Annotated in this window: 3 protein-coding genes; all 3 read left to right on the forward strand. The window is 43.8% G+C overall.

The window, feature by feature from the left end; all coding sequences use genetic code 11:
* Positions 1-30: 30 nt before the first annotated feature.
* The 3 genes from H6F73_RS13515 to H6F73_RS13525 are packed head-to-tail and all read left to right on the forward strand — an operon-like array spanning position 31 to position 13,748.
* On the forward strand, positions 31-4,689 hold the full coding sequence (locus H6F73_RS13515; protein ID WP_190759233.1) for a non-ribosomal peptide synthetase: 4,659 nt from the start codon (positions 31-33) through the stop codon (positions 4,687-4,689).
* Position 4,690: 1 nt separating this feature from the next.
* The gene (locus H6F73_RS13520) at positions 4,691-12,709 is read left to right on the forward strand and encodes a non-ribosomal peptide synthetase (protein ID WP_190759234.1); all 8,019 of its coding nucleotides are present in this window, start codon (positions 4,691-4,693) and stop codon (positions 12,707-12,709) included.
* Positions 12,710-12,722: 13 nt separating this feature from the next.
* On the forward strand, positions 12,723-13,748 hold the full coding sequence (locus H6F73_RS13525) for a TauD/TfdA family dioxygenase (protein ID WP_190759235.1): 1,026 nt from the start codon (positions 12,723-12,725) through the stop codon (positions 13,746-13,748).
* Positions 13,749-13,766 lie beyond the last annotated feature (18 nt).

Raw genomic sequence — 13,766 nt, forward strand, 5'->3', positions numbered from 1 at the left:
ACACAACAGTAATCAACCGAAATTCAGCCGATGACTTCGCATTTTTTAAACAACTCTTTAGAGATCAAAACCCCAGCAAATTCTTCAGGAGAAGTCTTTGTACTTCCCACCTCATTTGCTCAACAAAGGCTGTGGTTTCTTGATCAATTTGAATCGGGCAATTCTTTCTACAACCTGCCGGCAGCCGTGCAATTGAAAGGGCAGGTTAATATCCCTGTTTTAGAAGAAAGTTTTCAAGAAATTGTGCGCCGGCATGAAGTTTTGCGAACAGCCTTCACCCTAGAAGACGGGGAGCCGGTTCAAGTCATTTATCCCAATGTGGATTTAAAATTACAAATCGTAGATTTTACCCAAATCCAAAACCCCCATCCTCAAATCCAAACGGCAATTCTTGAAGAGGCTCAAAAAACCTTCAACTTAGCCGAACCTCCTTTGCTGCGTACCACGCTAATTAAGTTAGACGAGCAAGAATTTATTCTGCTCCTAAATATCCACCATATTGTTTCAGATGGTTGGTCATTAGGAGTGCTGGTAAAAGAATTAGCAGCCCTTTATGAAGCCTTTTTGTTAAACAAACCCTCCCCGCTTCCTGAGCTTCCGATTCAATATGCCGACTTTGCAATTTGGCAGCAAGAAAACTTGCAAGGAGAAAAGTTAGAAACTCAGTTAAATTACTGGAAGCAGCAGCTTCAAGATGCACCTCTATTACTGGAGTTGCCGGCAGATAAACCCCGCTCAGCCGTTCAGACATTTCGAGGTGCGAGACAATCATTTGTGTTGTCAAAGGTTCTTACTGACGCCTTAAAAGAGTTCAGTAACCGAGAGAATGCTACGCTCTTTATGACGCTTCTAGCGGCCTTTAACGCGTTGCTCCATCGCTATACAGAGCGCACAGATATCTTAGTGGGTTCTCCCATCGCCAATCGCAATAAAGCTGAGATTGAAGGGTTGATTGGTTTTTTTGTCAATACATTAATTCTTCGCACTAAACTATCTGAAAACTCCAGCTTTCGGGAATTACTCGCACAAGTTCGAGAGGTAACGCTAGGTGCTTATGCTCATCAAGATTTACCGTTTGAAAAGCTAGTTGAAGAACTAAAACCCGAAAGGAGCCTCAGTCATAACCCGTTGTTTCAAGTCATGTTTTTGCTGCAAAATGCACCAATGCCAACCCTGGAATTACCGGGGTTAACGTTGAGTGTTTTAGAAATTGATAGCGGCACCTCTAAATTTGATTTAACCCTTGAAATGGCTGAAAAGCCGGATGGGCTTCATGGTTGGTTTGAATATAATACAGATTTGTTTGAGAGCAGCACCATCAGCCGCATGATTGGGCACTTTAAAAATTTATTAGAAAGAATTTTTGCTAATCCAGAACAGCAAATTTTTCAACTGCCATTACTCACTGAAAATGAACAGCATCAACTTTTAGTGGAATGGGTCGGCGATGAAGAAGAAATTAACGAGCCAACACAACATTTGTGCCTGCATCACTTATTTGAAGCCCAAGTAGAAAGAACACCCGATGCAATTGCCGTAGTTTTTGAAAATCAACAGCTAACTTATCAAGAACTGAATGAAAAAGCAAATAGTTTAGCAAATTACCTGCAAACTTTAGGAGTCAAACCCGAAGTTTTGGTGGGGATTTGTGTTGAACGTTCCCTAGAAATGCTTGTGGGGCTTCTGGGCATTCTCAAAGCCGGCGGCGCTTATGTTCCCCTAGACCCAGCCTATCCTTCTGAGCGCTTGGCCTTCATGCTAGAAGATGCTCGCGTGCCCGTGTTGCTCACCCAGTCCCATCTCGTTGAGACACTTCCAAAGCATCAAGTCGCTGGCACCGGCATCCTGCCTATCACTGTCTGCTTAGATACCCAGTGGCAGGCCAATGTTTTAGCCAGTAACGAGAACCCTGTCAGCAGCGTAGCAGCCGCGAATCGAGCCTACGTCATCTATACATCGGGTTCAACCGGCAAGCCAAAAGGTGTGCAAATTTGTCACCAGGCTGTGGTCAACTTCTTAAGTTCCATGCGGGTAGAACCGGGGCTAACGGCTGAAGATACACTGCTATCAGTCACCACCCTATCTTTTGACATTGCAGCGCTGGAACTTTTCCTCCCCCTGAGTGCTGGTGCGCGTGTGGTGCTAGTTAGCCGGCAAGTCGTCTCAGATGGAAAGCTATTGTTAGAAACACTCCATCAATCTGGGGCAACAGTGATGCAAGCCACACCCGCAACTTGGCGGCTATTATTAGAAGCCGGTTGGAGTGGCAGTGGACAGCTCAAAATTCTTTGCGGTGGAGAAGCTTTGCCGAGAGAACTGGCCAATCAGTTAACGGCGCGGTGCAAAGAACTCTGGAACCTTTACGGCCCAACTGAAACTACGATCTGGTCGGCAGCGTGTAAAGTCAAGCCTGGGAACGCTTCAGTTCCCATCGGGCAACCCATTGCCAACACGCAGATTTATTTACTCTCCCGGCATCTGGTGCCTGTACCCATTGGTGTGCCGGGAGAAGTTTATATTGGGGGTGTCGGCTTATCTAGAGGGTATTTAAACCGGCCTGATTTAACGGCTGAAAAGTTTATTCCAAATTTATTTAGCCAACATTCAAATAGCCGGCTCTACAAAACCGGCGACTTAGGACGTTATTTACCCGACGGCACAATCGAATATCTCGGTCGCATTGATAATCAAGTTAAGATTCGGGGTTTCCGGATTGAACTGGGCGAAATTGAAGCAAAATTACTAGAAAACCCGGCTGTTCAAGAAGCTGTAGTTGTTGTGCGTGAAGAGAATTTAGGCAATAAACGGTTAGTTGCTTATGTGGTTCCTAAAGCGCAATCAATTGCTCTCAAATCAAGTAACTTACGCCAGGATTTACAACGTAAGTTACCGGATTATATGGTGCCGGCAACTTTTGTTATGTTGGAAAGTCTGCCTTTAACTCCCAACGGTAAGGTAGATCGCAAAGCCCTGCCGTCTCCTGAGAAAACTCGACTAGAACAAGAAAAAGCTTTTACCGCACCTCACACGCCGGTTGAGGAAACTTTGGCACAGATTTGGACTCAAGTTCTCGGTCTTAAACAAGTTGGCATTGATGACAATTTCTTTGAATTAGGAGGAGATTCTATCCTCAGCATTCAGGTCATTGCTAAAGCTCATCAAGCAGGATTAAAACTTAAACCTAAACAACTCTTTCAATATCAAACAATTGCTCAACTAGCAGCCGTTGCCGGCACAACTACTGCGCTGGAATCTCAACAAGAACTAATCACAGGAAAATTTCCCCTCACTCCTATCCAGCACTGGTTTTTTGAACAAAATTTTTCCGATTCCCATCACTGGAACCAGTCAATTCTTCTAAAAACGAAACAACCGCTCAATTCAAAACGCGTGGAAAAAGTTGTGCGGCAATTGTTAAGGCATCACGATGCGTTGCGCCTACGTTTTCTGCACGAAGAAACCGGCTGGCAACAGGAAAATGCTGAACCTGATGAGGCTGTACCATTTAGCGAAATAGATTTGTCATCGCTGTCGGCACAGGAACAAGCGCCGGCCATGCAAAAAGCTGTGGATAATTTGCAAGCCAGTCTGAACTTATCCCAAGGGCCATTGATGCAGGTTGCCTTGTTTGACTTTGGCGATCAAAAACCGAATTACTTGTTATTTGTAATTCACCACTTAGCTGTTGATGGGGTATCCTGGCGGATTTTAATTGAAGATTTTCAGATCGCTTACGAACAACTAAGCCGAAATGAAGCGCTCACACTTCCAGCTAAAACGACCTCATTTAAACAGTGGTCAGAACGCTTGAATTTGTACGCCCAATCGGGCGAATTAAAACAAGAGTTGAATCACTGGTTTTCACATTCTGGCAAAAAGGTTTCTCCGTTGCCGGTGGATCATGTTAATGGGACAAATACAGTTGCAACAGCCAACACGGTATCCGTGACATTAAGTGTCGAAGAAACCCGTTCTTTGTTGCAAGAAGTGTCGGCAGCTTATCGCACACAAATTAATGATGTGTTGTTGACAGCTTTGCTACAGGCTTTTGAAGAATGGACTGGAGAACAAACCTTGCTTGTTGATTTAGAAGGTCATGGACGCGAAGACATTTTTGAGGATGTAAATTTATCGCATACTGTGGGCTGGTTTACCAGTTTATTTCCAGTCTGGTTATATTTAGAAGCCACACATCCTGGGGAGGCTTTGAAGGCGGTTAAAGAGCAGTTGCGAGGCATTCCTAATCACGGCATTGGCTACGGCATTTTGCGATATTTGACTGGCGAAATTGCTGATACATTGCTTTCTTTGCCTCAAGCTGAAGTAAGTTTTAACTATCTGGGACAATTTGATCAAGTTCTGCCGACATCCTCTTTATTTGCCCTTTCCTCAACGTCTCCAGGGATAACTTGTAGCCCACGAGGAAATCGGCATTATCTACTAGAAATTAATGGCTTTGTTGTGGGTGAAAAGCTGCAAATAGATTGGACATACAGCCAAGAAGTTCATCAACAAAGTACCATTGAAAATTTGGCGCAAGGGTTTGTGGCAAAACTGCAAACGCTAATCGCTCATTGCCAATCACCCGATGCCGGTGGCTACACCCCCTCTGATTTTGCAGAGTTTCAGTGGAGCCAGTGGAGTCAAGAAGATTTAGACAAAATTAATGCAGTTCTGGGAGAGGTGTGAAATGAGTAAAAGCAATATCGCAGAGTTTTATCCCCTCTCGCCCATTCAACAGGGCATCCTGTTTCACACGCTTTATCAACCAAAATCAAGTGTGTATTTTGGGCAGCTACTTTGCACTTTGCAGGGTAAAATCAATGTTGCAGCCTTTAAAGAAAGTTGGCAGCAGGTTATTAACCGGCACTCGATTTTACGCACTGCTTTTGTTTGGGAAGGCTTAAAAGAGCCAATCCAAGTTGTTCGCAAACAAGTCAGTCTGCCTTGGGAACAATTCGATTGGAGAGGGCTATCTTCTATCGAACAGCAAGCGCATCTAGAAATATTTCTCAAAAAAGACCACGAGCGAAATTTTGAACTAACATCAGCCCCCCTAATTCGCATCACGCTGATTCAGTTAGAAGACAATACTTATCAGTTCATCTGGAGCCATCACCACTTAATATTAGATGGGTGGTCACTTCCCTTAATTCTCAAAGAAGTCTTTGCATTTTATGACGCCTTTTGCGAAGGCAAGGAACTGAACCTGACGCGTCCTCGCCCTTATCGAGACTACATTGCATGGTTGCACCGGCAAGATTTGTCTGCTGCTGAATCTTTTTGGCGGGAAACGCTTAAAGGTTTTACCGCACCCACTTCGTTAGTAATTGATAAAACTTTAAGTTTATCCCACACAGAAAACGAGCAAGGTGAGTGTAAAATCGCACTCTGTGCATCAATGACGACTGCACTTCAGTCTTTGGTACGACAGCATCAGCTAACATTAAATACCCTCGTTCAGGGTGCCTGGGCCATGCTTTTAAGCCGTTATAGTGGCGAAGAAGATGTCGTTTTTGGGGCGACTGTTTCGGGGCGTCCTCCTGAATTAGTGGGCGCTGAATCAATCGTGGGGATGTTCATTAATACCCTGCCGATGAGGGTATCAGTGCCGGCAGAAGCATCACTTTTATCATGGTTAAAGCAACTACAATTTCATCAGGTTGAGTTGCGCGAGTACGAATACAGCCCCTTGGTAGAAATTCAGCAGCGATGGAGTCAAATTCCTCACAATGTCCCGCTGTTTGAAAGCATTGTAGTTTTTGAAAATTATCCTGTTGATCCAGCTTTACGAGAGCGAAATAGTCATCTAGAAATTTGTGATGTGCAATCCCACGACAGCACAAATTATCCAATTACTGTGATGGTGATCGCACAATCTGAGTTAACAATCAAGATTTCGTATGATCGTCGGCGCTTTGATGCTGATACGATCACTCGAATGCTCGGTCATTTACAGACATTGTTAGAAGGAATCGTTGCCAATCCCAATCAATATTTGAAGGATTTGCCGATATTAACGCCGGCAGAACGGAAACAACTGCTGGAATTAAATAACATCGCCGATTATTCCCAGAATATTTGTCTGCATCAGTTATTTGAAACGCAAGTAGAAAAAACACCGGATGCAGTAGCCCTAATATTTGAACAGCAACAGCTAACTTACCGAGAACTGAATCAAAAAGCCAATCAACTTGCACATTACTTACAATCTTTGGGTGTCAACCCAGAAGTTTTAGTCGGAATTTATCTAGAACGCTCCCTAGAAACGATTATTGGAATCTTAGGCATTCTTAAAGCCGGCGGTGCATATCTACCCATCGATCCAGCTTATCCAAAAGAGCGCCTTGCTTTCATGCTCGAAGACGCACAGGTGCCGGTATTGCTGACTCAGAAACGGCTTTTAGAAACCGTACCGAACTACAGCGGTAAAATTATCTGCTTGGATGAAAGTCAAGAATTTATTACCGAAAAAAGCCCAGAAAATCCTCTCAGCAATGTCAGCGCCGGCCACCTCGCTTATGTAATTTATACCTCCGGTTCCACCGGCACACCCAAAGGCGTCACAGTCACCCACTCAAACGTTGTCCGTTTATTTGCCGCTACACAACCTTGGTATAATTTCAACGCCGAAGATGTCTGGACAGTTTTCCATTCAATCGCCTTTGACTTCTCCGTTTGGGAAATTTGGGGAGCGCTGCTTTACGGCGGCAAACTTGTTGTCGTTCCCTACATAACCAGCCGCTCACCTGCAGATTTTTATCAGTTGTTAAATGAACAGAAAGTCACTGTTCTCAATCAGACTCCTTCGGCTTTTCGTCAACTGATTAAAGCGGAAGAGTCTAGAGAAAGCTCTGAAGAATTAAACCTGCGTTTAGTAATTTTCGGCGGGGAAGCATTAGAGTTGCAAAGTTTGAAACCCTGGTTTGAACGGCACGGCGACAAAACCCCACAATTAGTGAATATGTACGGGATTACAGAAACCACCGTTCATGTCACTTATCGTCCCCTAACAAAGGCTGATCTGAATGCAACCGGAAGTGTAATTGGTCGGCCAATTCCTGACTTACAAGTGTATTTATTAGATAATAATCGCCAGCCGGTTCCCATTGGGGTTCCGGGTGAAATGTATATTGGGGGTGCCGGTGTGGCGCGGGGATATCTCAATCGCCCAGAATTAACCGCTGAACGATTTATTTCTAATTGCTTCAGCGACGAGCCTGAAGCACGACTTTATAAATCTGGGGATTTAGCGCGTTATCTGCCAAATGGGGAGCTTGAGTATTTAGGAAGAATTGACCATCAAGTAAAAATTCGGGGATTTCGCATCGAACTGGGAGAAATAGAAGCGGCTCTCAGTCAGCATCCATCTGTTGCGGAAGCGGTTGTGATTGCTAGAGAGGATGAGCTGGGTGATAAGCGATTAGTGGCTTATATTGTGGCTGATGAACCCTTAATAGATAGTCAAGTTTCTCCGATAAAATACAGCGAACTGCGAAGCTTTTTGAAGGAGAAACTGCCGGAGTATATGGTGCCGGCTGCTTTTGTGTTTCTCCCGTCTATTCCGCTGACTTCTAATGGAAAGGTTGACCGGCGAGCGCTGCCGGCTCCTGATACCTCCAGACCTGAATTAGAGTCTACCTTCGCTGCACCTCGCACTCCTGAAGAAAAGTTGTTTGCAGAAATTTGGGGACAAGTTCTCGGACTGGAAAAAGTCGGCATCCATGATAACTATTTTGCTTTAGGTGGAGATTCAATTCGCAGTATCCAGGTACAATCTTTAGCAAAAAAACAAGGTTTTAATATTTCGCTGCAAGAATTATTTCAATATCAAACAATTGCTCAGCTAGTTGAGAAAATTAAAAAGGAAAAATCAGAGCCGTCCCAACCAGAAAAAAGCCAATATTTCAGCCTTATCGGTGATGACGATAAACAACGCTTACCGGATGGGATAGAGGATGCCTACCCTCTGGCAATGCTTCAAATGGGGATGATTTTCCACAGCGAATATAGCCAAGAAAGCGCCACTTATCACGATATTTTTAGCTTTCATCTCAAAGCACCGCTGGATCTTCAAGCTTTGCCGGCAGCCATCCAATATTTAACCAATCGTCATGGGATTTTGCGAACTTCGTTGCACCTCACCGGCTTTAGTATCCCAATGCAACTGGTTCATCAAAACGTTGAGATTCCTTTGCGGGTGGAAGATTTGCGTCATCTTTCAAACGCAGAGCAAGAAAACGCTTTAAATGCCTGGTTTGAATTAGAAAGAAACCTGCATTTTAATTGGAATATTTCCCCTTTACTGCGCTTCCAAATTCATCGCCGCACTGATGACACCTTTCAGCTTACACTAACTTTCCATCACGCAATTCTTGATGGATGGAGTGTGGCTTCCTTGCTGAATGAACTGTTTGGACAGTATTTCTTACTTTTAGGCAAAAAAGCCGGTTCTATTGCACTACCTCCCACCAGTACATTCCGTGATTTTGTGGCACTGGAACAAGCTGTGATTGCATCCCAAGAACAGCAGCATTATTGGAGTGAAAAGTTAAACGACAGCAGCATGACTGTACTGCCTCGTTGGCCGGCTTTTCAACAAAAACAAAAAGTTCAGCAAATTTGTGTGCAAGATGTGAGCGTCCCACCAGAGATTTCTGAAGGACTTAAACAGCTTGCAAAATCCGCAGATGTTCCCCTCAAAAGTGTTTTACTAGCCGCACACTTACGCGTTTTAAATCTACTTACCGGACAAGTAGATATCCTCACGGGATTAGTGGCAAATGGACGCCCAGAACAGACAGACGGGGAGCGAATTTTAGGGCTTTTTCTCAATACTTTGCCATTGCGCCTGCAACTGTCTGGCGGCACTTGGATAGATTTGGTACGGCAAGTTTTTGAAGCAGAACGAGAAGTGTTACCCTTTCGGCGCTATCCGCTGGCAGAAATTCAGAAAAACCAGGGAAATCAGCCTTTATTTGAAACGGCCTTTAACTATGTAAATTTTCACGTTTATCAAGGGTTGCAAGAACTTGAAGATGTCAGAGTTTTAGGGCAAAAATTCTTGTTGGAAACTAATTTTCCTTTATTTGCTGATTTCAGCCTTGATCCTTTTTCTTCTGAAGTGGAACTGTCGCTGGAGTACGATGCTGTAGAGTTTAGTCACGAACAAATTCAGGCAATAACCGGTTATTATGCTCGGACTTTGGCGGCAATGGTGTCCGAGCCGTTGGGACGTTATGAAAGACATTTGCTGCTTTCCGAGGGAGAGCAAAATCAGTTGCTTGTTGAGTGGAATAATACCCCAACTAAGTCAATTCAAGAACAATACATTCATCAAGTATTTGAAGCCCAAGTGGAACGGGCACCGGATGCAGTTGCAGTGGTATTTGAAGATCACCAACTGACTTATGATGAGCTGAACGAAAAAGCAAATCAATTAGCGCATTACCTGCAAGAAATTGGTGTAAAACCAGAGGTGCTGGTTGGAATCTGTGTGGAGCGTTCTGTTGAGATTGTGATTGCTGTTTTAGGCGTTTTGAAAGCCGGTGGAGCTTATCTACCACTCGATCCAGCTTATCCGCAGCAGCGCTTGGCTGTTATGTTGGAAGACGCACAAGTGTCGATAATTTTAACCCAGAAACGGTTGTTAGAAACTCTTCCTTCACATCAGGCTAAAGTTGTCTGTTTGGATAATGAGCAAACTTTACAAATTAACAATCAAAATTATTTCAAAAATCCCCAACTAACTCAGCCATGTTTTCCTTCAAACTTGGCCTATGTCATTTATACCTCTGGCTCCACCGGCACCCCAAAAGGCGTGATGATTTCCCACGGCAATCTGAGCAATGCCTATGCTGCTTGGAAGGATGCTTATTCGCTTGATTCCACACCAACTTGTCATTTACAAATGGCAAATTTCTCCTTTGATGTCTTTTCTGGCGATTTGATCCGGGCGCTCTGTTTCGGAGGAAAATTAGTTCTCTGTCCGCGAGATTTTCTCTTAGAACCAGAAAAGCTGTATCAGCTAATGCTTCAAGAAGAAGTTGATTCTGCTGAATTTGTACCGGCTGTGTTAAGGAGCCTCATTCAATATTTAGAAAAAACCAATCAGTCTCTCAAGTTCATGCGGTTGCTAATTGCCGGTTCTGATAGCTGGTATGGCAAAGAATATCAGGAAGTTAAACGCTTTTGTGGACTAGAAACTCGCGTTATCAACTCCTATGGATTGACAGAAGCAACTATCGACAGCACTTACTTTGAAAGCGATGTAACTGAGCTGCAAAGTGAGGGTTTAATTCCTATCGGTCGTCCCTTTGCCGGCACCCAAACTTATATTTTAGATTCTCATCTTCAGCCAGTGCCGATTGGCGTTTTCGGAGAGTTATGTATTGGAGGGAAGGGATTAGCACGGGGATATTTAAATCGGCCCGATTTGACCGCAGAAAAATTCATCCCCAACCCCTTCTTTAAAGAAAAAGAAAAATCCCCTCTCATCACGGCTTCAAGTCGGCTCTACAAAACCGGCGATTTAGCCCGTTATTTACCTGATGGAACTATTGAACTGTTAGGGCGAATTGACTATCAAGAAAAAATTAGAGGTTTCCGGATAGAACTCTCTGAAATTGAGGCAATCATTAGTCAGCATCCAAAGGTAGAACAGTCGGTGGTTACGGTTTGGAAAGATGCAGCCGGCAACAAAAACTTAGTTGCCTATGTTGTTTCAACCTCTAATTTTGGAGCGCAAAACCCCAACATTGGCGACAGTAGGGTGCCGTGTCTCACGCACCCGACAGCATTTCACTTTCCTAACAACGCTGCTGAGTTAATCGGATTTGGTATCAAGAGCGAATTGCGCGGCTTCCTCAAAGAGAAATTGCCCGATTATATGGTGCCGGCTACATTTGTGTTGCTGGAGACTTTGCCCCTAACGCCGAACGGAAAAGTTGATCGTCGTGCATTGCCGGCACCCCAGCTAACAACAAGTGATTTAAAAGAGAATTTTGCCGCACCGCGAACTCCAATTGAAGAAGTTATCGCCCAGACTTATGCACTCGTTCTTGGTGTTGAAAAAGTCGGGATTTACGACAATTTTTTTGAATTAGGCGGACATTCCTTATTAGCAACTCAGGTAATTTCTCGACTGCGAGAAGCTTTCCAAATCGCAATTCCTTTATCGTGGCTGTTTGAGTCGCCGGCAGTGGCGAGTTTGACTATACGCATTGAGACGGCACTAAAGTCTGAGCAAAAATTTGCAGCGCCGCCCATTCATCCCGTACCGCGCAACCAAACATTACCCCTATCTTTTGCTCAACAACGGATGTGGTTGTTGCAGCAGTTAGCGCCGGATTCTTCTCTTTACAATTCTCCGGTTGCAGTCCGATTGAAAGGTTCTCTCAACTTGGCAGCTTTAGAGCAAAGTTTGAACGAAATTATTCAGCGTCACGAAGCTTTGAGAACAAGTTTTGTGGAAATGGAAGGTGAACTCGTTCAAATCATTCACGGCACTGTAAAAATTACTTTGCCGATGATAGATTTAAGCGAGGTGCCGGCATCAAATCACGATGCTGAAGTGCGCCGATTAGCTATAGAAGATGCTGTAAAACCCTTTGATTTAACTCAATGTCCGCTACTTCGTGCCACTTTGCTGCGGTTGAACTCACAAGAACATATTACACTGCTAACGATGCACCACATCGTTTCTGATGGGTGGTCGATGGGAGTTTTTCTAAAAGAATTGGCAGCACTTTATGAAGCCTTTTGTGCTGGAAATCCTTCGCCACTTCCTGAACTGCCGGTGCAGTATGCCGACTTTGCTGTTTGGCAGCGCCAGTGGTTGCAAGGAGAAGTTTTGCAAAGTCAGTTAAATTACTGGAAGCAGCAACTAAGCGGTCGTTGTCCTCAGTTAAAATTCTCTACCAATGGGTTAAAATCCTCTGTTTCAAGTAATCGCGGTGCCAAACAATCGTTTATTATTTCCAAGGATGTAAGCGAAGCACTTTCTCAATTAAGCCGCCAGGAAGGTGTCACTTTATTTATGACCTTGCTAGCAGCATTTCAGACTCTGCTCTATTGCAACACCGGCACTAAAGATATCCGAATAGGTTCTCCCATTGCCAACCGTAATCAGGTTGAAATTGAGAAATTGATTGGATTTTTTATTAATACTTTAGTGTTGCGAAATGACTTGTCTGACAATCCAACGTTTCGAGAAATGATGAGACGGTGCCGTACTGTTGCTTTAGGCGCTTATGCTCATCAAGATTTGCCATTTGAGAAGCTGGTAGAAGAACTACAACCTGAGCGGAATTTGAATCATAACCCCATGTATCAAGCATGGTTTGTGCTGCAAAATGCTCCGATGCCTCCCTTGGAATTAGCGGGTTTAACTCTCAGCCTGTTTGAGCTAGGAACCGAAACGGCAAGGCATGATTTACTCCTTGACATTTGGGAAATTCCTGAAGGCTTAAATGCTAGCTTTGAATACAAAACTGATTTATTTGATCAGGCGCTGATTACCCGATTAATTAGAGATTTTGACGGACTTCTCAATCAAGTTGTGGCACAGCCTAATAGCCGGTTGAGCGAACTTGCAGAAATTATCGCTGAAACCGGCAGACAAGCACAGCTCATTCAAGAAAAGGAACTTCAAGCAACAGGCCGGCAAAAATTAAAGATGAGCAAGCGGAAGGCAATTCAAGATTTATAGAAGTGAGCTAAATATGGCGCTTAAAAAGTTAGGAAACATCAGTCGTAAAACGATCAGCCTGTCCCCAGAGGAATTAATTAAGACCTCGTATGTACAGCAGGACAGCCTGCTTCCATTAGTCGTGCAGCCGGCTGTAGATGAATTGAACTTGACAGCTTGGGCGCACAACAATCGCCAATTTATTCAAAATCACTTATGGAAGCACGGAGGAATTCTTTTTCGGGACTTCAAAGTAGATGGGGTAACGGAATTTGAGCGGTTTATTCAAGCAGTTGCTGGGGAATTGCTAGAGTATTCTTTTCGCTCAACGCCACGCAGTAAAGTAAATGGAAATATTTATACTTCAACTGAGTATCCTGCTACTCAATTTATTCCGTTACATAATGAAATGGCCTATTCTCGCAATTGGCCGCTAAAAATTGCTTTCTTCTGCGTTAAAAAAGCCGAACAGGGCGGAGAAACTCCGATTGCAGATAGTCGAAAAGTTTTTGAGCGAATCAAGCCAGAAATTCGTGAAAAATTTATGCAAAAAAAGGTTATGTATGTGCGAAACTATGGAGGGGGAATAGATTTACCCTGGCAAAATGTTTTTAATACCGACAGCAAACCTGAAGTAGAAAAGTATTGCGTTAAAGCTGGAATTGAGTTTGAATGGAAAGAGAATGATCGCCTTAGAACCAGGCAGATTTGTCAGGCTGTTGCGAAGCATCCTAATACGAATGAAATGGTGTGGTTTAATCAAGCTCATTTATTCCACATTTCCAATTTAGAACCCACCGTCTGTCAAGAGCTTTTAGCAACTTTTAAAGCGGAAGATTTACCCCGCAATGCCTATTACGGTGATGGTTCGACAATTGAAGATGATGTTTTAGAAGCCATTCGCCAAGTTTATCAGCAAGAAACAATCATCTTTCCTTGGCAAGAAGGAGATGTTTTGTTACTGGACAATATGTTAGCAACACACGGAAGGACGCCATTTTCCGGTTCCCGCCAGGTTGTCGTCGGCATGGCTGAACCGTTTACCTGTCAGGATATTTAGGATATAAAAAAGGAATTA

Source organism: Microcoleus sp. FACHB-68, assembly GCF_014695715.1.
GTDB lineage: Bacteria > Cyanobacteriota > Cyanobacteriia > Cyanobacteriales > Oscillatoriaceae > FACHB-68.

Excerpts from the sequence above, each read along its gene's own strand:
- H6F73_RS13515 (WP_190759233.1), top strand. The coding sequence starts at position 31 with ATGACTTCGCATTTTTTAAACAACTCTTTAGAGATCAAAACCCCAGCA.
- H6F73_RS13520 (WP_190759234.1), top strand. The coding sequence starts at position 4,691 with ATGAGTAAAAGCAATATCGCAGAGTTTTATCCCCTCTCGCCCATTCAA.
- H6F73_RS13525 (WP_190759235.1), top strand. The coding sequence starts at position 12,723 with ATGGCGCTTAAAAAGTTAGGAAACATCAGTCGTAAAACGATCAGCCTG.